Here is a 21,631-nt window from a genome sequence, read left to right on the forward strand (position 1 = left end):
AACCACTGCCGGCCCATCCACCCGGTCCACGAGGCGGAGACCGCCGGATACGGCGTACCCGGCACAATCGGCAGGTCTTCGGACTCGCGGGCACCGGCCGAAATGGCCGACCTACTGGCCGTCGCTTCCCGGGCCATGGAGCCCAGTGCATATGACGGCGGTCGTTCCTGCTCACCGCTGCGGGACAGTCCCGGATTCTCACCGGGTTCCCTCTTCACCCGTCGGTTAACGGGTTTCGACGCTGCCGTGGGACGTTCGGGGCTCCGACTCGTCTCCCACAGTGCGAACCGACTGCGCTGCGCAGTCTATTCCTTAGCCGGCGCCGATCCGAAACCGAACCTCACCCGACCGGCGGTGACGAGGTGAGGTGTGTAGCTTTGCGAATGACAACTTCGCAGGACCGGCGGGTGTGCTTGTGAAGATGACTGCGAAGTGAGTTCGATGCCCGATCGATATCGCCGGGCAGGTACCTTAAGGCGCATGTTCTCCAAAGTCCTGGTCGCCAACCGCGGCGAGATCGCCATTCGCGCCTTCCGCGCGGCCTACGAACTCGGCATCGGAACGGTGGCGGTCTTCCCCCACGAGGACCGCAACTCCGTCCATCGGTTGAAGGCGGACGAGGCCTACCAGATCGGGACGCCCGGGCATCCGGTGCGGGCCTATCTGTCGGTCGAGGGGATCATCGACGCGGCCAAGAGCGCGGGCGCCGACGCCGTGTATCCGGGCTACGGATTCCTGTCCGAGAATCCGGACCTGGCGGCGGCCTGTGCGCGGGAGGGCATCACCTTCGTCGGCCCGTCCGCGCAGGTGCTGGAGCTGACGGGCAACAAGGCGCGGGCCATTGCCGCCGCCAAGGCCGCCGGGCTGCCGGTGCTGAAGTCTTCCGAGCCGTCCTCGGATGTGGACGCGCTCATGGCGGCGTCGGAGACCATGGACTTCCCGGTCTTCGTGAAGGCCGTCGCCGGCGGCGGCGGGCGCGGTATGCGCCGGGTGAGCGATCGGGCCCAGCTGCGCGAGGCCATCGAGGCCGCCGCGCGCGAGGCCGAATCGGCCTTCGGCGATCCGACGGTGTTCCTGGAGCAGGCGGTGGTCAACCCCCGCCATATCGAGGTGCAGATCCTCGCCGATCAGCACGGCAATGTCATTCACCTGTTCGAGCGCGACTGCTCGCTGCAGCGGCGGCATCAGAAGGTCATCGAGCTCGCGCCCGCGCCGAATCTGGATCCCGCACTGCGCGACCGGATCTGCGCCGACGCGGTGGCCTTCGCCACGGAGATCGGCTACAGCTGCGCGGGCACCGTGGAGTTCCTGCTCGACGAGCGCGGCAATCACGTGTTCATCGAGATGAATCCGCGAATCCAGGTGGAGCACACGGTGACCGAGGAGATCACCGATGTGGACCTGGTGCAGGCGCAGATGCGCATCGCCGCCGGCGAGCGGCTGGAAGACCTTGGCCTGAGCCAGGATTCGATCACCATCCGGGGCGCGGCCCTGCAGTGCCGCATCACCACCGAGGATCCGGCCAATGGGTTCCGGCCCGACACCGGCCGCATTACCGGCTACCGGTCGCCGGGCGGCGCGGGCGTGCGCCTGGACGGCGGCGCGAATGTCGGCGCGGAGGTCGGGGCCTACTTCGACTCCATGCTGGTCAAGCTGACCTGCCGCGGGCGCGATTTCCAGACCGCCATCGCGCGGGCGCGCCGGGCCGTGGCCGAATTCCGGATTCGCGGCGTGACGACCAATATTCCGTTCCTGCTGGCGGTGCTGGACGATCCGGACTTCCGCGCGGGCAAGGTCACCACCTCGTTCATCGACGAGCGCCCGCAGCTGCTCACGCTGAAGAGTTCGGCCGACCGCGGCACCAAGATCCTGCAGTACCTGGCCGACGTGACGGTGAACAAGCCGCACGGCAGCCGGCCGACCAAGCTGTATCCGCACGACAAGCTGCCCGCTATCGACACCACCGTGCCGCCGCCGCCCGGATCGCGGCAGCGGCTCTTGGAGCTGGGGCCGGAGGGCTTCGCCCGGTGGCTGCGCAATCGCGAGGGAGTGGCGGTCACCGACACCACCTTCCGTGACGCGCACCAGTCGCTGCTGGCCACCCGGGTCCGCACCAACGGCCTGCTCGATGTGGCCGGGCACGTGGCGCGGCTGACGCCGGAACTGCTGTCCATCGAATGCTGGGGCGGCGCAACCTATGACGTGGCGCTGCGCTTCCTGTTCGAGGATCCGTGGGAGCGCCTGGCGGCGCTGCGCGAGGCCGTCCCGAACATCAACCTGCAGATGCTGCTGCGCGGCCGCAATACCGTCGGCTATACGCCGTATCCGGAAAAGGTCACGCGCGCATTCGTTTCCGAGGCCACCGCCACCGGCATCGACATCTTCCGCATCTTCGACGCGCTCAACAACGTCGATCAGATGCGGCCCGCCATCGACGCCGTGCGCGAAACCGGCACCGCGGTGGCGGAAGTCGCCATGAGCTACACCGGCGACCTGTCGAACCCGAACGAGAACCTCTACACCCTCGACTACTACCTCAAGCTCGCCGAGCAGATCGTCGAGGCCGGGGCGCACGTCATCGGCATCAAGGACATGGCCGGTCTGCTGCGCGCGCCCGCCGCCCACACGCTGGTCACGGCGCTGCGGCAGAACTTCGATCTGCCGGTGCACGTGCACACCCACGACACCCCCGGCGGTCAGCTGGCCACCTACCTGGCCGCCTGGCAGGCCGGAGCCGACGCCGTCGACGGCGCCTCGGCTCCCATGGCGGGCACCACCTCTCAGCCCGCGCTGTCGGCAATCGTTGCCGCGGCGGCGAATTCGCCGTACGACACCGGTTTGAACCTGCAGCACGTCTGCGATCTGGAGCCCTACTGGGAGGCGCTGCGAAAGGTCTACGGCCCCTTCGAATCCGGTCTGCCCGGCCCGACCGGCCGCGTGTACCACCACGAGATCCCCGGCGGGCAGCTGTCGAACCTGCGCCAGCAGGCCATCGCCCTGGGCCTGGGCGACCAGTTCGAGGAAGTCGAGTCGAAATACGCTGCCGCGGACCGTCTCCTGGGCCGCCTGGTCAAGGTCACCCCGTCCTCCAAGGTCGTCGGCGACCTCGCCCTCGCCCTGGTCGGCACCGGCGTCGACGTCGAGGACTTCGCCGCCGATCCCGGCCGCTACGACATCCCCGATTCCGTCATCGGGTTCCTCCGCGGCGAACTCGGCACCCCCGCCGGCGGCTGGCCCGAGCCCTTCCGCAGCCGCGCTCTGGCCGGGCGCGGTCCCGCCAAGCCGGAAACCCAGCTCACCGCCGAGGACGAAGCGGGCCTGGCCGGCACCTCCGCCGAACGCCGCGCCACCCTCAACCGCCTGCTGTTCCCCGGTCCCACCGCCGAATTCCTCGCCCACCGCGAAAAGTACGGCGACACCACCGGTCTGTCGGCCAACCAGTTCTTCTACGGCCTGCGTCACGACGAAGAACACCGCGTCCAACTGGAGAAGGGCGTCACCCTCCTCATCGGCCTGGAAGCCATCTCCGAGCCCGACGAGCGCGGCATGCGCACGGTCATGTGCATCCTCAACGGCCAACTCCGCCCGATCACCGTCCGCGACCGCTCCATCGCCAGCGAAGTCCCCACCGCGGAGAAGGCCGACAAGACCAATCCGGGGCATATCGCGGCCCCGTTCGCGGGTGTCGTGACACTGGCTGTCTCCGAAGGCGATTCGATCGCCGCGGGCGACACCATCGGCACCATCGAGGCGATGAAGATGGAAGCCGCCATCACCGCTCCCCGAGCAGGTCTGGTCAAGCGCATCGCCATCGGCAAGGTCCAGCAGGTGGAAGGCGGCGACCTCCTCATCGAAATCCGCACCAACGAGGCCGCGGCCGAATGAGGCCCGCAGGCTTCCACGCCACCTTCGGGGCGCTGCAAGCGGCGGCGACCCGATGACGCGGATCGTGGCGGGAACCGCGGGTGGGCGTCGGTTGCGGGTGCCGCCCGCAGGGACGCGGCCGACGTCGGATCGGGTGCGGGAGGCGCTGTTCAGCGTGATCATGGCGCGCATGGATCTGGATGGGGCGCGGGTGCTCGATCTGTATGCGGGGTCCGGGGCGCTGGGGCTGGAAGCCTTGTCGCGCGGGGCTTCTCACGCCTTGCTGGTGGAGTCCGATCGCAAGGCCGCGGCCGTTGTTCGCGGCAATATCGGGGATCTCGGGCTGCCCGGTGCGGAATTGCGGATGGGCAGCGTGGCGGGGGTGCTCGGGCGGGCGGCGGTCACCTCGGCCGCAGGGCGTGCGTCCCGGGTCGCGCCCGAGGCCGTTGAGGTGCGTGCGGCAGCGCCTGCCGGTGGGCCCTACGACCTGGTGTTCTCGGATCCGCCGTATGCGCTCGATATCGCGGAGGTGCTCGCTGATCTGCGGGCGCTCGTCGAGGGGGGATGGTTGCACGACGGTGCGCTCATCGTCGTCGAGCGGTCGACGCGGTCGCCTGAATTGGACTGGCCCGCAGGGTATTCGCCGCTGAAGTCGCGCACTTACGGTGAAACCCGCATCGATCTGGCGGAGTACGTGCCGGAGGAGTAAGGGCCTCAGGGGTTCCGGTGCCTCGCGACGGCTGGGGTACGGCTGCCGGCCCCGTGCCCCGGGCTACTTGAACGCGGGGTTCGGGAGGGTGCTGCCGCCTGCTTGGGCGAGGAGCTTGCCTCGGGAATCGACGATGGTGGCATTGGAGACCAGGCGGGTGCGGCCGCAGTGGGCGTTGGTGCCGATCACGGTGTAGGTCTGGCCCGGGGCCACGGGGCGCAAGTAGTCGATGTTCAGGTTGAGGGTCAGTTGGGGGATGAAGCGGTCGAGAGTGCTGGCGGAGGCGAAGCAGACGGCATTGTCGAGGATCATGGCGACGTAGCCGCCGTGGATCATGCCGCCGGGGTTGCAGAGCTGCTCGCCCGGGGTCCAGGCCAGCTCGACGCGGCCGGGCTCGGCGGTGACCACGGTTTGGCCGAGATGGTCGTCGACGGTGCTGAACTGCGGGAACCTGCCCTTGCCGAAGAGGTTGATGAATTCGGCGCCGGACAGCGTGCGCATCAGGTCAAGATCGGCTTCGACGCTCAACATTCTCTCCGATGATCAAGAACGGCTTCGGTACCGAAGATACGTCAGCCGGGTGACAGCCCTTGCCGCGCATACGGCGCGGACCGTGCGGCGGCCGCCCGATGTGTCCCGGCGCGGCCGTGCCTTGCTACCGTTCGCCCATGGCTGGAGCACTGTGTCCGGGCTCGTTCGACCCGGTGACCAATGGGCATCTCGATGTGATCCGGCGGGCTGCCGTGCAGTTCGACGAAGTCGTCGTGACGGTGGTGATCAACCCCAACAAGAAGGGCATGTTCACCATCGAGGAGCGCGTCGAGATGATCCGGGAGGTCACCTCGGATCTGCCTAACGTGCGCGTGGAGTCCTGGCAGGGCCTGCTGGTGGAATTCGCCAAGGAACAGGGCCTGACCGCCATCATCAAGGGCCTGCGCGATGCCACCGACTTCGGCTACGAACTGCAGATGGCGCAGATGAACCGCAAGCTCACCGGCGTCGACACCTTCTTCATCGCAACGAATCCCGCCTTCGGATTCGTCTCGAGCTCCCTGGTGAAGGAGGTCGCCGCCTATGGCGGCGACATCTCCGACCTGCTGCCGCCGTCGGTCCACAAGCGCCTGCTCGACCGCATCGCCGAACGCCGCGCCTGAGCGGGGCGCGGTACACGCCCCGCTCAACCGCGAATGATGCCTGCGCGCTGCTGCGAATAACGCCTGCGCGCGCCCGTACACGTTCCGCCCGTGCGAGTCGCGGGCGCGCAAGTCCCACCCGTGCTCGCGCGTACGTGCGTTTCGTTTGTGGTGCGCGCACTACGTGTGTTTCGCGTTTGGTGCGTGCACTAGGTGTGTTTCGCGTTTGGTGCGCGCACTACGTGCGTTTCGCGAACGGTGTTCGCATGCGTACGTGCAGGTCCGCGATTCATAGCGGATGCGCTGGGACGCGGCGTGGTTCGAGCGCGGGCGTGGGCTCGATCCGCCCGTCGGGCGAGCCGCGGCGGCCGCGGGTCAGAGCGGCGCGGAGTCGTCGACAGGCATCCTCGCCGCTGAGGTCGTTCCAGGTCCAGCGCACCACCTGGAACCCCAAGGCGCGCAGGCGACTTTCGTGAGCCTGCTCGCGGTGCACGGCCTCGGCCGGATCGCCGCCGTGGCGCAGGAGCCGGCCATAGCGGAACGGGCCGTCGAATTGGCAGATGACGCCCGCGTTCTCGTAATAGAAGTCGGCCCGGTCGACGACATGCCCGTCGGGTGCGAGCACAGTGCCCTGGGTCGCGGGCGCGGGCAGGCCGAATCGCCGAATCATGATCCGGCTCAACGATTCGCCCGCGCTCCGGCTGCGACCATCCAGGAAGCCCACCGCATGCTTTGCCCGGGCGATCCCGTGCCGGAACTTGGCCCGCGCCACCTCCTCCGCCAGTTCGTCATCCGTGAGCCCGAACCTGCCCGCCAGCGCATCACCCGCCACCACCGCCGCATCGAACGGCAGCGTGAGCGCCAGATCCACCACCGTGCGCGCCGGTGTGGTGACCAGCAGCCCATCCACCTCCGCCGCCGAATCCAGCGGCGATCCGAACACTTTCGTGTGCGGCCTGGTCCGCCCGCCACCCCGCCGATTCCGCGTGACGCACACCCGGTCCAGCGGAACCCGCCACAGCGTCGTGCCATACAGCACCGCCGCCGATTGATGACTCACCACCGACCCCTCGGCCAACTCCGGCAGCAATGCCTCGATCAGCAGCCGATGCCTCTCCCACAGCCCCGGCCCGCCCACGTTCCAGCCCGACGTGCCAGAAGTGCTCGTGCCTATAGCGCAAGTGCCGAGAGCTCCTGTGCCCGGAGTGCAAGTGCGGGGAGCGCCTGTGTCCGGAGTGCAACTGCGGGGAGCGCCTCTGTCCGGAGCGCAAGTGCCGGGAGCACCCCTGTCCGGAGTGCAAGTGCCGGGAGCGCCCGTGCTCCGAGCGCCGCTGCCGGGAGCGCACACGCCAGGAGCACCGCACCCCTCGAACAGCCTCCGCGCCAAACCTCTTGTCGCACAATGTCGTGTCATTCCCGTGCCCGCGGCTCATTCCCCGTCCGGCCGCGGCCGTCCCCGCCGCCAGCTGTACCGCACGCAGCCCCGGTTCACCCGCCCCGGCGGGCGCTGCGGTCCGGGGCCGCGCGTATCCCGCCGTCCCCCAAGACATCCCCGTGATCGCTCCATTGTCGGAACCCTTTCGTTGGTCGATGCTGCTTTTGACGCAGCGCCGACCCCGGCCGGTTCCAGCCGATCCCGGAAATGACGAAACCTCGCACTCGTACCGGCGTTTCGGCCGGGGGAGTGCGAGGTTTCGCTTGTCGGATATTCGGATGTTCAGTTGGCCGGTGCGCGGAAGACCCACAGCCGCAGGCTGATGAACCGCATGCCGCCCACGATGGCGGTGATCGCCAGCACCGCGAGCGCCTGCATCACATCGCCGAGCCCGGGCGCATTGGTCTCCAGGATGGCCAGCGCCGCCGAGGTGATGGCCAGCCCGGCCAGCGCCAGCCCGCCGCCCTCCAGTTGCGCGGTGAACCAGGTGACCCGCTCGCCCGCGTGGAAGGTCAGCCGCCGGTGCAGTTCATTGGCCAGCGCGGTGCTGACCACCGAGCCCGCCAGATTGGCCATGAGCGGTCCGCTGCCGGACAGCGCCAGGAACAGCAGCAGGTAGCTGACATTGCTGAGCCCGCCGACCCCGGCGAAGCGAATGAGCTGGGCGAAGGCGTTCTCGCCGCGCAGCCACACACCGAGCTGTCCGGCCCAGCGGGTCCCGGCGGTGCGCAGCGCTTCGGCGCCATAGGCATAGGTGTTGACCAGGACCGGGAGGGGCGAAACGCCCTGCTGGGGGATATCGAGGACAGCCATTGTCTTTCCCATTCCTACGTCGTGTTCCGCATGCCGTTGTCCGGCGTTCGAGACCACGATGTCCGGCACCGCTTACAGCTCTCTGACAAAGCGCTGACACGAAACCTGACACCGTGTGCCCGACTGCTCGGCACTGCGGCTCGCCTGAACACGTTGGGCCTTTTCGGCCAAGTGTCGCAATTCGTACTGCTTGTTCAGTATTGACTGAACAAATCGAACTGTCAACCCCAGGAGGCTCCGCTGCCTCGGCCCAACACCTTCTTGCCCATCAAAGGTAACACCAACTGGAGGCGTTTCCTCCACTTGTTTTTGTGGTGTGCGAAACAGTGCCCGACACGCCGTTACCGTCCACGCTTGACAGGCTCGCGGCAGGCACACTGGCCATCAAGCGGAGTGTCTCGCCGTGAGTCCAGGCAGGAGAATGGGGTAGCTGTATGTACCGGGTATTCGAAGCACTCGACGAACTCGTGGCCATCATCGAAGAGGCGCGGGGCATCCCCCCGACCCGTAATTGCATCGTGCCGCGCGGCGAGGTGCTCGAACTGCTCGACGACGTCCGCGAGGCGCTGCCCGGCGAACTCGACGACGCCCAGGACGTGCTGGACCACCGCGACAAGATCGTCAACGATGCCCGGACCGGGGCCGAGGCGACCATCACCGGCGCCAATGAGCAGGCGCATCAGACCGTCACCGGCGCCCGGGACGAAGCCGACCGCATTCTCGCCGACGCCAAGGCGCACGCCGATCGCATGGTGGCCGAGGCCCGCGCGCACGCCGAGCACCTGGTCGCCTCGGCGGAGGCGGAGGCCGAGCGCGTGGTCGCCGACGGCAACAAGGAATACGAGGCGGTCACCGGCCGCGCCCGCACCGAATCCGATCGCATGATCGCCGCCGGGCAGGCGTCCTACGACCGGTCCGTCGCCGAGGGCAAGGCCGAGCAGGAGCGCCTGGTCTCGCAGACCGAGGTCGTTCGCGCCGCGCACGTCGAGAGCGCCCGGCTCATCGACGCCGCCCAGGCCGACTCCGATCGTCTGCGCAGTGAATGCGACGACTACGTCGACGGCAAGCTGGCCGACTTCGAGGAAACCCTGCAGAGCACGCTGCGGATTATCGGCCGCGGCCGCCATCAGGTGCGTACCGGTACGAGCGTGCCGGATTATGCCGCCGAGTTCCGCCGCTAGTTACCGCGTCACCTGTCTCGGACACGGTTTGGGTTCGGACCATGACCTTCGGTATTGTTGAGTGGTTGCCCATTCCACACCGAGCGTGAGTGAGTTCGTGATGTCTGCCGATTCCGGTAAGCCCTCGCGTCATCGTCAGCACCTGACGGACGCGGGCTTCGTGCTGGATACGCGCAGTCTCGGACGCAAGCCCGGGTCGCTGCGTGAATTGCGTCGCACCGTCACCACCGCCGAGAAGATCGGCCTGGAGATGGTCGGCATTCCCGCCGGTTCCGAGGTCGAACTGGATCTCACGCTGCAGTCGGTTTCCGAGGGCGTGCTGGTCACCGGTTCGGTGCACGCGCCCATCGAAGGGGAATGCTCGCGCTGCCTCGAACCGTTCACCGACGAGATCGAATTGCAGCTCACCGAGCTTTTCGCCTACCCGGACAGCGCGACGGAGCAGACCACCGAGGAAGATGAGATCCCGCGTCTGGTCGACGACATGATCGACCTGGAACCGGTGATCATCGACGCCGTCGGCCTGGAACTGCCGTTGCAACCGCTGTGCGAACCCGATTGCGCGGGATTGTGCCCGGAATGCGGTGTACGGATGGCGATTGCGGGTTCCGGTCACGGTCATGAGATACTTGACCCTCGCTGGGCCGGGCTCGCGAATTTCGCCGTTGCCCCCGGAGGCGATACCGCAGGTGTCGCGCCGGACCCATCAACAGATTCCACCCTCGCGGGCCACAATGGCGCGTCGAGTCAGAGGACAGAGGAGAAGTAGTCGTGGCCGTTCCGAAGCGCCGGATGTCCCGTGCCAACACCCACGCGCGTCGCAGCCAGTGGAAGGCCACCGCGCCGACCCTGATCACCTGCCCGAACCGGGCTTGCGGTCAGCAGACCCTGCCGCACATCGCGTGCCCGTCCTGCGGCACCTACAAGGGCCGCCAGGTCACCTCGGCGGTCTGATCCGCCTGATCGAGCAGCCGACCGTGACCGCCAGCAAGGACGCGGCGGAGATTGCCGCCGTAGGTGACTCAGCCGAACATTCTCCCCTGCTAGAGGCGCTCGGCGTCGACGTGCGTCCGGATCTGTTGCGCCTCGCGCTGACACACCGGTCCTATGCGTACGAGAACGGCGGGCTGCCGACCAACGAACGCCTGGAATTCCTGGGCGATTCGGTGCTCGGCCTGAGCATTACCGAACGTCTGTATCTGGAGCATCCGGACAAGTCCGAGGGCGAACTGGCGAAGCTGCGGGCGAGCGTGGTCAATATGCACGCGCTCGCCGAGGTCGCCCGCGGTCTCGGCGAGGGCGGTCTCGGCCGGCACCTGCTGCTCGGTAAGGGCGAAGAGCTCACCGGCGGCCGGGACAAGCCGAGCATTCTCGCCGATGGCATGGAGTCGCTGCTCGGCGCCGTGCATCTGCAGCACGGTATCGATGTGGCACGCAGTGTGGTGCTGCGCCTGTTCGCCGAACTGCTCGAGCGTGGTCCTCGCATGGGGGCCGGGCTCGATTGGAAGACGAGCCTGCAGGAGCTGACCGCCGAACGCGGCATCGGCGTGCCGTCGTATGAGATCACCTCCACCGGGCCCGACCACGACAAGGAGTTCACCGCGACCGCGGTGATCGGTGGCAAGGGTTACGGCCAGGGGGTGGGCCGCTCCAAGAAGGAAGCGGAACAGAAGGCCGCGGGCGCCGCGTATCAGGCTTTGAACGCCGAGAGCGAAGCCGCCGCCGAGGGCTCGGCCGACAGCTCCAAGAGCTAGCTCCGATGCCCGAACTTCCCGAGGTCGAAGTCGTACGGCGCGGGCTCACCGAACACGTGGTGACCCGCGTCGTCGAATCCGTGACCGTCAAGCATCCGCGCTCGGTGCGCCGGCATGTGCTCGGCGGGGAGGATCTGGCCGCCCGGCTGGCCGGCCTGCGGGTCGAATCCGCGCAGCGGCGCGGGAAATTCTTGTGGCTCACCTTCGATGAGCCGGATACCTCACTCGTGGTGCACCTGGGCATGAGCGGGCAGATGCTCGTGCAGCCCGGTGATGCGCCCTTGGAGAAGCACGCGCACATCATCGCGAGGCTGGATTCCGGGAGCGAACTGCGGTTCGTGGATCAGCGGACCTTCGGCGGGTGGCAGGTGTCGGATCTGCTGGAGGTCGACGGGACGCTGGTGCCCGAGCCGGTCGCGCATATCGCGCGCGATCCACTGGATCCGCTGTTCGACGCCGAGCGGGTGGTGCGGGTCTTGCGCGCCAAGCAGTCGGAGATCAAGCGGGTGCTGCTCGATCAGACCGTGGTCTCCGGGATCGGCAATATCTATGCCGACGAGGCGCTGTGGCGGGCCGGAATCCACGGTGAGCGTGTGGCCGCCAAGCTGACTCGTCCGGCATTGCACGGGCTGCTGACCGAGGTCGGCGCCGTCATGAGCGAGGCGCTCGCCGTCGGCGGCACCTCCTTCGACGCCCTCTATGTGAACGTCAATGGCGAATCCGGCTACTTCGAGCGCTCCCTCAACGCCTACGGCCGCGAACACCAGCCCTGCCGCCGCTGTGGTGCGCCGATGGTGCGGGAGAAGTTCATGAACCGGTCGTCGTTCTCCTGCCCGCGCTGCCAGACCCGCCCGCGCCGCTGACCCGCTGACTTTGGGGCCTAGCCTCCCCGCCGATCGCCTTGAAGCGCTACCGTTTTGACAGCGGCATGTGTGGTGCCGGCTGGAGGGATCAATGCGCAAACTGACCTATTACGTCGCGGCAACCATCGACGGATTCATCGCCACCGAGGACGGATCGGTCGATTTCTTCCCGGTGGGCGGCGACCACGGCCCCGCCATTACCGCGCAGTATCCCGAGACCTTACCGACCAAGGTGCGCGAAGCTCTCGGCGTGGACCGCCGCAATCTGTACTTCGACACCGTGCTCATGGGCCGCAAGACCCACGATTTCGGCGTCCGCACGGGAACGTCGAGCCCTTACTCTCATCTGCGCCAGTACGTGGTCTCCCGCACGCTGCCCGAGGCTCCGGACCCGGACGTGGAACTGATCTCCGATGATCCGCTCGCCCGCGTCCGCGAGTTGAAGCGTGAGAAGGGCCTCGGCATCTGGCTGTGCGGCGGCGGCGACCTCGCGCAGACGCTCATGCCCGAGATCGACCAGGTCTTCCTGAAGCTCTATCCGATCGTCCTCGGCCGCGGCCGGCCCCTCTTCGGTGACGGCCCGCGCCTGCCGGAGGCGGCGCGCTTCCGGGTCCTCACCAGCCGAGTCTTCGAGGACGGTGTCGCCTTTCTCAAATACATCCGGGTGCGCTGAGGCACACGGTAGCGGGGCCGGCGCCGATCTCTGACAGGCATCCGCTATCGAGGCGGGTTATGCTGCCTGAGACGGAAGACCCGGGGGTGGTCGCGTGGGATGGGGGGAAGTACATGATCGATCTCGGTCCGAGTGCCGCCGTATTGCGCGCGGAGATCGAGTCGTTCTACGCGGGTTTCGGTAATCCGGCGGCATTGCGGGAGGCGTTCCGGGAGGCCGTGCTGTTGGTGCCGCTGGCGGAGGGCGCGCGGATCACCACGTCGAAATACCGTGGTGTGGACTGGATCTGCGCGTTCACCAGTGCGGGGGAGTACGCCGGGTGGCTGTCGAGGCGGGAGGAGCTCGACGCGGCCGGTGCGTATCCGTACCGGACATTGAAGGGTTGGCGGTTGGCCGATTTCGCGGCGGGGTGTGTGAATCCGACCGGGGTGGCGGTGGATATCGCCGGGCGGGCGCCGATGGCGTTCCCGCCGAACGTGTCCGAAGAGCGAGCAGCGATTGCACAGGAACAGGGGGCCTGAGGGCGTGGCCGAGAAGCTGAATGTGTCACCGGAGGTGCTGATTCAGGCGGCGCAGGGGATCACCGGGATCATTACCGAGCTGTCGGAGATCGGGATCAAGGAGACCGCGTCCTCGGGGCGGGGGTTCTCGCTGCTCACGCTGTCGCCGTTGGAGGCGGGAAAAGCGGTGGTGCAGTCGGGGTTCGAGGAGTTCACCGAGCGGTGGTCGTGGGGTGTGCGGTATCTGGTGCAGGCGGGCAATTCGATCGCGGAGACGCTGGGGTTGGCGGCGGGCCGCTATTACATGATGGAGCAGCAGAGCTCCGATACGTTCAAGCAGGTCTACACGCATCTGCTCGGCAACCCGCACCTGTCCAGTGATGAGATCAAGGAACGGACCTGGGATCAGACCCTGGCCGACAATCCGATCAATCAGATCATCAATGCCGACTACTCCCAGCAGTCCTTCGACGAGGCGGCGGCGAAGATGAACACCAACTGGCAGGTGGTGCAGACCGTCGGGCCGCAGGCGCTGGCGAATGTGAGCGCGGTGACGAATCCGGTCAGCGCCTTCACCTCCGAGGACGGGCTGCCCGACGCCGGGTGGAACACCAATGGCGCCGAGCAGGCCGCCGCCATCTTCTCCGGTCAGCAGGGCCGACAGGGCTGAGTCGTGGGACTTTTCGATGAAATCGACAACCTCGTCGACATCATCGACCGCAGCTGGGAGAAGGGGGTCGAGAAGGCCGGTGAGCTGGCCGACGACGCCCTGGACGCGGCTGGGTCGGCGGCGCAGAAACTCGGGATGGATTCCCTCGCCGAGGGTCTCGACGATCTCGGCGATCAGATCGTGTCCGCGGCGGGCGGTGAGCTCGAAGAACGCCAGCTCGGTGAGACCAAGGATCCGAAGGAGCTGATCCGCGGCGAGCCGACCGCCATCACCGAGGCCGCCACCACCCTGCGCGATATGGCCACGCAGATCTCCTCCACCGGTGATGCCCTGCGCACCATCGACGCCGCCGGCTGGGAGGGCGACGGGGCCGACGGTTTCAATGCCGTCTACGACCAGCAGCCCAAACTCTGGTGGGACAGCGCCGAATCCTTCACCGCGGCAGCCGGAGTCCTCGACGCCTGGTCCAATGCCGTCAAGACCGCGCAGGCCCGCGCCGCCGACGCCATCACCGAATGGGAACGCGCCCTCACCGAGGAACGCGGCAAAAAGGACTGGTGGAACAACCTCACCGGCGACCAGCAGAAAGCCCACGGCCCACTCGCCGACACCTGGACTTCGTTGCGCGACAACGCCCGCGCCATCCTCCGCCAGGCCCGCGTCGACCGCGACAACGCCGCCGCCGACGCCGCCGCCAAAATCGCCGAGGCCACCGCCAAAGCCCCCACCGAGCCCCCCTTCACCACCAAACTCAGCGCCGACTTCTCCGACCTGCTGGCCATCGGCGAACACGCCAAACTGTCCTTCGAATCCGGCCTGCTCACCGGCCTGTCCGGCATGGTGCAGTTCATCCGCTCGGTCAACCCCAGCGACACCTACAACATGACCCATCCGGCCGAGTATCTCGGTGCGATGTCGGATCTGGGTACCGGCCTGGTGGTAGCCGCCTCCGATCCCGGCGCAGCCGTCGACGCCATCATCTCCGAGGCCCGCACCAACCCCTTCGAATTCGCCGGCGCCCTGACCGGCGAGGCCCTCGTGACGGTCGCAACCGGCGGTGCGGGCGCCGCGAAACCGGTGATGTCGGTGGTCGACAAACTCGGCGACATCGGCCGCCGCACCAATCGAGTCACCGACGGCCTCCCCGACAGCGGCAGCCCCAACCTCGGCGCCGGCTCCCCCGATGGCGCAAACACTCACGGCACCAACAGGAATGACGCCCCATCGAGCGACGCTCCGTCCGACGCCCCATCCAACGATGTCCCCGCGGACAACCAACCACGCGAGCCTCTCGCCGGAGCGCCACGCGAGGCGACGCCCGACTCACAGTCTGGCGTAGACGCCGGCTCGAGCCCCGACGGCGCCGCCCCCGAATCACCCGCCACCCGCCCGGATACCGGCGATCAACCACCGGCCCGCGACACCACCGACGACACCGCCGCCCTGGATACCTCACCAGCCCACCAGGGCTCACCCCACAACCCAACTCCGGACACCAACCAGAACCCCCAAACCACCCCGGATTCCCCCGCACGCAACGACACCCAGCCCACGCGCCCCGACACCGACGCTCCATCCAACGACCCGGCCACCCGCCCGGACGACGACATCCCACCCCGCTCCGAGACACCCGAGCGCGACACCACACTCGACGAGAACGCAGGCCCCCGCGAACCCGACACCAACCTCGGCACCCGCGACCCGGAGCCCGACACCTCCATCGACCGCCCCGAAACCGACCCGGTCGACACCCGCAACCCTGACCCCGAAGCGACTTCCCCAGGCGCACCCAAAGATTCGGACACACCACCTGCCCGCACCACACCGGACACGACCCCCGACGCCCCAGCACCCGCCCGCGATCCGGATTCCCCACAGGGACAACCCAACCCGGACAACTCCGCACCAGTCCACTCCACCAACGCCGATTCGCCGAACGCCACCGAGACCGACCCTCGACGCGCTCCAGACCACACCGACACCACGTCAACGCGTACCGACACGGATCACCAGAACTCGGTTCCCCCAGCTGTAACACACCCAGGCAGCTCGGTTTCCCCCAACCCCAGCGGCCGTGGCCCGGACACGCCCGCACCCGCCCGCCAGCCAGACACCAACCCCGGCCCGCGATCAACCGACCCGGCCAACACCCGCAACGACGGCCGCGACCCGAGCACTACTCACCGCGATCAAGACTCCGACCGCAGCGACCAGGACACCGACCGCGAGCAAGACCCCACGCACCGTGACGAGGACACCGAGCACCGCGACGAGGGCACGCACGATGCGGACTCGGCCGACGGTCGTGGGCCGCGGAACGACGAGGACTCGGAACCCGGGCGAGCGGGACCAGCGCCGAATCCGGAATCCCCCGATTCCCCGATCGATTCGCGGTCGACCGTGGACCAGGACAGCGCAGACGGTAATCGCGACACGGTCGACGACGAGCGTCGGGAGACCACCGAGCAGGACACGGATCGCACCGAGGACGACACCTCCGCGGGCGAAGACAAGTCCTCCGAGGAAGACGCCACGGACGACGCGCGTGACGGTGAAACCGATGACGCTGCATCGACATCCGAGGAACCGGACACCGACGATGTGACTCCGGAGAACGATCAGCCTGCTAAAGACGTCACCGAAGGCGGCGATCCGGTCGACGTGGCGACCGGTGAGTTCCTGCTCCCCGAAACCGATCTCGATCTGCCCGGCATTCTCGACCTGGTGCTGAAGCGTCGCCACCGTTCGAACTATCGCTTCGGCCGCTGGTTCGGTCCCTCCTGGTCGGCGACTCTGGATATGCGCATTGTGGTGGGGGAGAAGGGCGTAACGGTAGTCGCCGAGGACGGCGTCCTGCTCGCCTACCCCCACGCCGAGCCGGATACGCCGGTCACACCGCTGTCCAGCGCCCTGCGCTGGACCCTGACCCGCGCCGAATCCGGCGCCTACCGCCTCTGGGATCCGGACCGGGAACTGATCTGGCACTTCGCCCCCGAACCGGTCTTGTCCGGCCTCGACGTCCAACGCGGTAACTACGCGATCTCCGCCATCACCGACCGTCACGCCAACCGGATCCGCTTCCACTACGACGCCGACGGCAACCCGACCGAGATCACCCACACCGGCGGCTATCGAGTCCGCATCACCACCGCCCACGGGCGTGTCACCGCCCTGGATGTAGTCGACGGCGAAACCCTGGTCCGCGTGCGTGAATTCGGCTACCGGGCAGGCGATCTGATCGCGGTAACCAACGGCGATGGCGGCACCACCCACTACGCCTACGACACCGACCACCGCATGCTGTCCTGGACCGACTCCAACGGCAACCACATGCGCAACACCTACGACGAACGCGGCCGCGTCATCCGCCAGCGCGGCCCCGCCGGCGTCCTCGACTGCGAATGGGACTACCTCTCCCTCGGTGACGGCACCGGCACCATCACCACCCACACCAACTCCCTGGGCGCCACCACCACCCACGGCTTCGACCACGACCTCCGCCTCCGCGACATCCTGAACCCGGTAGGCGCCCGCACCCACTACGACTACAACACCGACCGCCACCCACTGAGAGTCATCGCCCCCGACGGCGCCACCACCCACTACACCTACACCGATTTCGGCGACGTAGCCTCCATCACCCGTCCCGACGGCGCCTCCATCACCCTCGACTACCTCTTCCGCCACCGCCCCACCCGCATCACCGACGTCGACGGCACCGTCCGCCATCGCGAATACGACGAACGCGGCAACCTCACCGCCCTCACCGACCCCACCGGCAACCGCACGGAATACACCCACCACCCCTCCGGCGCGACCGCATCCATCACCGCCCCCAATGGTGCAATCACCCGAATCGAAACCGACGCAGCAGGATTGCCGACCCGAGTCATCGACCCCCTCGGCGCGGAAACCACCATCAAGCGCGACGGTCTCGGCCGCCCCATCCGCGTCACCGACCCACTGGGCGCAGTGACCCGGTACCACTGGTCCCCGAGCGGAAAACTCCTGCACCGCACCGCCGCCGACGACTCCCGCGAATCCTGGACCTACGACGGCGAAGGCAACCTCCTCACCCACACGAATCCCGCAGGCGGCATCACCCGCTACACGTACGGCGCCTTCGACCTCCTGTCCTCCCGCACCGATCCCGCCGGCGCCACAACAATTTTCACCTGGGACACCGAACGCCGCCTGACAGCGGTCCACAACCCCAACGGCCAAACCTGGCTCTACCACTACGACCCCGCCGGCCGCCTCACATCCCAAACCGACTACACCGGCGCGACCACCCACTACACCCACGACAAGGCAGGCCGAACGGCCACCATCACCCCCGCCACCGGCATAACCCGCCACCACACCCACGACCTCCTCGGCCGCCTGACATCGATTACTACCGACTCCGGCGACTGGATCCACTACACCCACGACATCGCCGGCCGCCTCCTGAAAGCCACCAACGGCAACGCCGAATCCACCATCCACACCCTCCGATTCGGCTATTCCCCAACAGGCCTCCTCGAGTCCCAACAACTCGACGCCCAGTCCCCCATGCTGTTCACCCACGACCAGTACGGCCGCCGCACCCGCCGCACCACCCCCACCGGCGCCGAAACCCGCTGGCACTACGACTACCTCGGCCGCCCCAGCACTCTAACCGCCGACGGCCACGACATCGACTTCACCTACGACCCCACCGGCCGTCTAACCCGTTGGCGCTTGGGCGAACTCGCCGTAGAGAGCACCCACGACCCGGTCGGCCGCCTCCTCCGTCAAGAGGTCACCGCGCATCCAGTCCGTCTACTCAACCTCGGTCTGGGGTCCAGCGATAGTCCCGGCCCCAAGGGGATGCGCACCGACGAATACACGTGGCGCGCTGACGGATACATCACCAGCCACACCAGCCAGCTCGCCGAAGCTGCCCCGCTCCACCGTGACTATGACCTCGACCCGCTGGGCCGGGTCACCTGCCTCGCCCACAACGGTGCCGTAGCTGAGCGCTATACCTACGACCTGCTTAGCAATATCACCACTAGCCATATCTCCGGAGTAGGTGCGGTCGAGGCGGTGGCGCCTGCGATGGCGCTAGCCGAGTCCTTCGAAGCGAAAGCCGATCCGCACCGTTTTTCCTACCGCGAATATCGGAACAACCTCCTTGTCCGAGACGGACGCACCCGCTATCGCTACGACGAATCCGGCCGCCTGATCCGCAAGACCACTGCCCGTTTGTTCCGCAAACCTGACGTCTGGCACTACCGCTACAACAGCTTCGACCAACTCACCGATGTCTGGACCCCAGATCATCAATGGTGGCACTACACCTATGACGGACTTGGGCGGCGGACTACCAAGCAGCGCCTCTCGAGGGACCGCTCAGTTCTCGAGCGGGTCGACTTCGCCTGGGATGCATCCAAGATCACCGAACAGGTTACGCACGACTCCGTCACCCGCTGGATTTTCAGGCCGCATAGCCACAGGCCAATAGCGCAGACAACCGACCGAGCAACTCTCGATCGAGAATTCTACGCCGTCCTAACGGACCTCGTAGGCACGCCCGTCGAATTGGTAGATCCCTCGAATGGTGAATCGATCGCTTCAGCAACTGCCGACCTGTGGGGCAGGACAATCTGGCGTGGAGAGGCGTCGACGCCCCTCCGGTTCCCCGGGCAAACATATGACTCAGAGACTGGACTTCACTACAGTCTGCATAGGATCTACGACCCCGCGACCGCCCGCTTTCTTACCGGAGACCCGCTTGGCCTCCGTCCGGCGCCGAACCCTGGCATCTACCCGCATAACCCGACACGGTGGGCGGATCCGCTTGGTTTGGCCCCCGAGGAATGTGTCAACGGTGGCAGCTGGGACGCGAATGAAGAGCCGTATCTGTACCGAGGTGTTCCACATGCGACATCTTCGGCCCCGTTCCCTGAATGGTATCGCAACTACCAGAACGCCTTAGAGGGCGTTGCGGAACCCAATGGGCTATATTCCGATACTCCAAATTTTGATCCTCAAGCGCATGTCGGTACGAATGAAACCCAAGACAGCATGTTCACCTCGTGGACCACGGACTATGAGGATGTTGCCTTGCCTGCAAGCCAGGAAGGAAATGGTCCGGGAGTTGTACTGAGAATCCCCAATAGTGAAGGTCCTGGGTATTCCCGAGTGCCTGGTATATCATATCCATACACGGAGTCAGAGGTAACAATAGCTGGCACAGTTCGCGGAGCTGAAGTAAGTATAGGCGGAGGGCCATGGATGCGAGTGAATTGATTCTATTAGTTGACCGGGCGATCGGTGAAGGCCTTTGTGACGAGGATGCGGCTACTGGTATCGACGAATCTGCAGTGACAGATGTCGGTAGAACGCGCGTAGCGGGGCTGCTGGGCACATACAGGCGACGGCTCAAGCTAACCGAATCTGGAACAGATCTCCGAGATCAGACGGAGGATCTTGTGAGGTTTCTCGAAGGTCGTGGAGACGAATACTTGGCGACAATCCGTGTGCATTTATCGAATGGCCTGGATCGCGTGTTTCTTTCGGAATCTGATGAACCGAGAATCCTTTTCTGGATGAAAATGTTGGATCTGCCGACGTATGTGCAGAGATGACCACCGAGGTCGTGCCGAGCGAATCTGGCGACTTGAAACATATGGAGCAACATTGTTCGGAGGGTCGGTGTTGCATCGGCTGAGAAAGTCCGAGCGGATCCTGGTCGCGGGGGCCGGGGAGTGGGTTCGATCTGCTCGGTGGATTGCCCATCGCGTTCCAGTTGCATGAGCGTGGGAAGGAGGTCTTCTTCGCCAACCTGACTTTCACGGCAGTCGGGCGGACGGGAGCAATCCCGTGGCGCCGGGGTACTCGAGGTTCGCGCTGGTTGATGGCGGGACCGACCTGGTGATGAGGCTAGGCTCAGGACTCCGGTGGAGGACATTACAAGGTTGCTGCTGTCGAAGCATTTCGCGATCAGATACCGCTGCGGTCGCGGCGGGCGGTTCCTGGGTGATCAACCCCGGTTTGGGTGGTGGGGGTGGGGTGAGGCAGGGTTTCGGGGTGTGGATTCGAAAACTGCGTTCCCGTTGACGGGGAGCTTGCTCGTCTTTATTGGGTCGGTGCACACTGCGCTTGGCGGTGTGATGTGTGTGAGCGGGGATGCGGCGGACGAGCTTTCGTTCTGGTTCACCGCGTTTGGAGTGGCTGCGGTCTGCTTCGGTGTTGCTGTGATCGAGACGGAGCGGGCGCGCGGGTTTGCTCCGGTGCCGGTTCTCGTCGCGATAGCCGTGCTCACCGGGTTCGGCTTGGTGTTCGAGCCTGTGTCCGGGTTTCTCACTGTGTTGGTGCCGCTGGGTGTCGGGGTGCGGAGATGGCTGCGTCATCGGCGTGACGTGCCGGTTCCGGTCGGGTAGGTCGAATCCGGGTCGGGCGCACGCCGATCCGGTTCCCGGTGGGTTTGTGAAACGATCGCGACCGGGAACTGGTGGCGGGGGTTACTCGGGGGAATGCCGCCATCAGTTCCCGGTGAGCGAGTGTCCAGGTGGGATTAGAGGATGGCTACGGCCACGACGAGGCCGAGGGCGAAGTGGGCGGCGGAGACTACCAGGGCTTCGGCGGCGAATTGGGGGCTGTGGAGGACGGCGCCGATGTCGATGCCGAGGACTCGTTCCAGGATGCGGACGGAGATTACCTGGACGATGATGCCTACGGCGCCGAAGATCAGGGAGCGGATGAGGCCGCCGGCGAGGTCGCCGCCGGAGGCGTAGATGGCCAGGACGACGATGAAGGCCATGCTGAGCATGCCTGCGGCGCTGACGGTTACGGCGTTGGGGAGACCCTGGGCTACCAGGTTGCGGAGCTTGCCGGGGGTGGTGAGGTCCACGGCGAAGAAGCCGGCGAGCATGAGGACCAGGCCTACCAGGGCGTAGAGGAGGATGGCGCCTACGCCTTCACCGAGTGAGCTCCAGTAGCCCTCTTCGAGTGCGAGAACGGTCGTCATCGGGGGATCCTTCGGGTGCGGTGGTGGGACTGGGGGAGTA

18 protein-coding genes and 1 riboswitch are annotated in these 21,631 nt (G+C 66.7%); of the genes, 14 read left to right on the plus strand and 4 right to left on the minus strand.

Annotated features, from left to right (window positions below; all coding sequences use genetic code 11):
• Positions 1-52 precede the first annotated feature (52 nt).
• Positions 53-255, minus strand: a riboswitch (cobalamin riboswitch).
• A 225-nt stretch (positions 256-480) separates the two neighbouring features.
• Entirely contained in the window at positions 481-3,885 is a 3,405-nt protein-coding gene (locus ACYQ5L_RS10860) for a pyruvate carboxylase (RefSeq protein ID WP_459957234.1), read from the plus strand.
• A 52-nt stretch (positions 3,886-3,937) separates the two neighbouring features.
• Complete coding sequence (rsmD, locus tag ACYQ5L_RS10865) at positions 3,938-4,573, plus strand: 16S rRNA (guanine(966)-N(2))-methyltransferase RsmD (protein ID WP_459957235.1); 636 nt, start codon at positions 3,938-3,940, stop codon at positions 4,571-4,573.
• A 63-nt stretch (positions 4,574-4,636) separates the two neighbouring features.
• Here the strand turns inward: rsmD and ACYQ5L_RS10870 are convergent, their stop codons facing one another.
• Positions 4,637-5,104, minus strand: a complete 468-nt coding sequence (locus ACYQ5L_RS10870; RefSeq protein ID WP_459957236.1) for a PaaI family thioesterase — start codon at positions 5,102-5,104, stop codon at positions 4,637-4,639.
• A 137-nt stretch (positions 5,105-5,241) separates the two neighbouring features.
• On the opposite strand from ACYQ5L_RS10870, the gene coaD reads away from it, so the two are divergent.
• Positions 5,242-5,727, plus strand: coding sequence for a pantetheine-phosphate adenylyltransferase (gene coaD, locus ACYQ5L_RS10875; protein WP_459957237.1), 486 nt, complete (start codon positions 5,242-5,244; stop codon positions 5,725-5,727).
• Positions 5,728-5,995: 268 nt separating this feature from the next.
• Here the strand turns inward: coaD and ACYQ5L_RS10880 are convergent, their stop codons facing one another.
• Positions 5,996-6,844 carry a hypothetical protein gene (locus tag ACYQ5L_RS10880; RefSeq protein WP_459957238.1) on the minus strand — a complete coding sequence of 283 codons (849 nt, stop codon included), beginning with the start codon at positions 6,842-6,844 and terminating at the stop codon, positions 5,996-5,998.
• A gap of 579 nt (positions 6,845-7,423) precedes the next feature.
• A complete protein-coding gene (locus ACYQ5L_RS10885; protein WP_459957239.1) occupies positions 7,424-7,954 on the minus strand; it encodes a GtrA family protein in 531 nt (176 codons plus the stop codon).
• Positions 7,955-8,388: 434 nt separating this feature from the next.
• Between ACYQ5L_RS10885 and ACYQ5L_RS10890 the strand changes: the two genes are divergently transcribed.
• The 11 genes from ACYQ5L_RS10890 (at position 8,389) to ACYQ5L_RS10940 (ending at position 21,004) form a co-directional block, all read left to right on the plus strand.
• Positions 8,389-9,135 (plus strand): DivIVA domain-containing protein, encoded by a 747-nt coding sequence (locus ACYQ5L_RS10890; RefSeq protein ID WP_459957240.1) that lies wholly within the window; start codon positions 8,389-8,391, stop codon positions 9,133-9,135.
• A 100-nt stretch (positions 9,136-9,235) separates the two neighbouring features.
• The gene (locus ACYQ5L_RS10895; RefSeq protein ID WP_379200516.1) at positions 9,236-9,904 is read left to right on the plus strand and encodes a YceD family protein; all 669 of its coding nucleotides are present in this window, start codon (positions 9,236-9,238) and stop codon (positions 9,902-9,904) included.
• A gap of 2 nt (positions 9,905-9,906) precedes the next feature.
• Positions 9,907-10,089, plus strand: coding sequence for a 50S ribosomal protein L32 (gene rpmF, locus ACYQ5L_RS10900; RefSeq protein ID WP_067544735.1), 183 nt, complete (start codon positions 9,907-9,909; stop codon positions 10,087-10,089).
• Between the two features lie 23 nt (positions 10,090-10,112).
• On the plus strand, positions 10,113-10,889 hold the full coding sequence (gene rnc / locus ACYQ5L_RS10905; protein ID WP_459957241.1) for a ribonuclease III: 777 nt from the start codon (positions 10,113-10,115) through the stop codon (positions 10,887-10,889).
• Between the two features lie 5 nt (positions 10,890-10,894).
• Entirely contained in the window at positions 10,895-11,752 is an 858-nt protein-coding gene (mutM, locus tag ACYQ5L_RS10910; RefSeq protein WP_459957242.1) for a bifunctional DNA-formamidopyrimidine glycosylase/DNA-(apurinic or apyrimidinic site) lyase, read from the plus strand.
• 91 nt (positions 11,753-11,843) lie between these two features.
• Positions 11,844-12,425, plus strand: coding sequence for a dihydrofolate reductase family protein (locus ACYQ5L_RS10915; RefSeq protein ID WP_459957243.1), 582 nt, complete (start codon positions 11,844-11,846; stop codon positions 12,423-12,425).
• A 59-nt stretch (positions 12,426-12,484) separates the two neighbouring features.
• Complete coding sequence (locus ACYQ5L_RS10920; protein ID WP_459957244.1) at positions 12,485-12,946, plus strand: hypothetical protein; 462 nt, start codon at positions 12,485-12,487, stop codon at positions 12,944-12,946.
• 4 nt (positions 12,947-12,950) lie between these two features.
• Positions 12,951-13,595: a hypothetical protein gene (locus ACYQ5L_RS10925; RefSeq protein WP_459957245.1), complete on the plus strand. Its 645-nt coding sequence runs from the start codon at positions 12,951-12,953 to the stop codon at positions 13,593-13,595.
• A gap of 3 nt (positions 13,596-13,598) precedes the next feature.
• Entirely contained in the window at positions 13,599-19,871 is a 6,273-nt protein-coding gene (locus tag ACYQ5L_RS10930) for a putative T7SS-secreted protein (protein WP_459957246.1), read from the plus strand.
• The gene (locus ACYQ5L_RS10935) at positions 19,853-20,209 is read left to right on the plus strand and encodes a hypothetical protein (RefSeq protein WP_459957247.1); all 357 of its coding nucleotides are present in this window, start codon (positions 19,853-19,855) and stop codon (positions 20,207-20,209) included. Before ACYQ5L_RS10930 ends, ACYQ5L_RS10935 begins: the two co-directional genes overlap by 19 nt.
• 444 nt (positions 20,210-20,653) lie before the next feature.
• Positions 20,654-21,004, plus strand: coding sequence for a DUF6463 family protein (locus tag ACYQ5L_RS10940; RefSeq protein ID WP_459957248.1), 351 nt, complete (start codon positions 20,654-20,656; stop codon positions 21,002-21,004).
• A gap of 134 nt (positions 21,005-21,138) precedes the next feature.
• Here ACYQ5L_RS10940 and ACYQ5L_RS10945 read toward each other — a convergent pair whose 3' ends face one another.
• Positions 21,139-21,591: a DUF350 domain-containing protein gene (locus tag ACYQ5L_RS10945; RefSeq protein ID WP_459957249.1), complete on the minus strand. Its 453-nt coding sequence runs from the start codon at positions 21,589-21,591 to the stop codon at positions 21,139-21,141.
• Positions 21,592-21,631 lie beyond the last annotated feature (40 nt).

It is taken from the genome of Nocardia sp. IFM 10818 (assembly GCF_054655275.1).